Below are 355 nucleotides of genomic sequence, written 5' to 3'. Positions count from 1 at the left end.
GATAATTGTCGTTTACCCGATAAGCAATGACTTCACCATCAGCTATACAGCACACTTTGCTGGGTTTATCATATACAATGCCTAAATTTTCAAGCGCTTTTTCATCAAAATGAATGCCGCCATGTACCTGTTTATTCGTGCTGACAGGATAGAAACCCTCTTCCACTAACATTAAGGCTTGATGATAACGGGTAGCGTTTGATTTTTTTTGGTCATTGGTAACGACCGGATATTTCCATTTTTTTATAGGGGTTAATGCCATGGTTGATTCCTTTATCCTGAAAAATTGATAATATCACTATTGATTAAACGCATAAGTGCTACATCAATATCACTGGATGTAAATTTTAATTTG

General features: G+C 35.8%; 1 protein-coding gene. It reads right to left on the bottom strand.

What is annotated here, in order from left to right:
• Positions 1–262, bottom strand: a 262-nt coding sequence (locus J3U35_RS11600; protein ID WP_267360129.1) for a hypothetical protein, incomplete at its 3' end; no start/stop codon positions are given.
• Between the last annotated feature and the right edge of the window lie 93 nt (positions 263–355).

The organism is Gilliamella sp. B2717, assembly GCF_026536675.1.
GTDB classification, from domain to species: Bacteria; Pseudomonadota; Gammaproteobacteria; order Enterobacterales; family Orbaceae; genus Gilliamella; species Gilliamella apicola_I.
The sequence above is the reverse complement of the archived record's forward strand: the minus strand, read 5'-3'. Positions and strand labels throughout refer to the sequence as shown.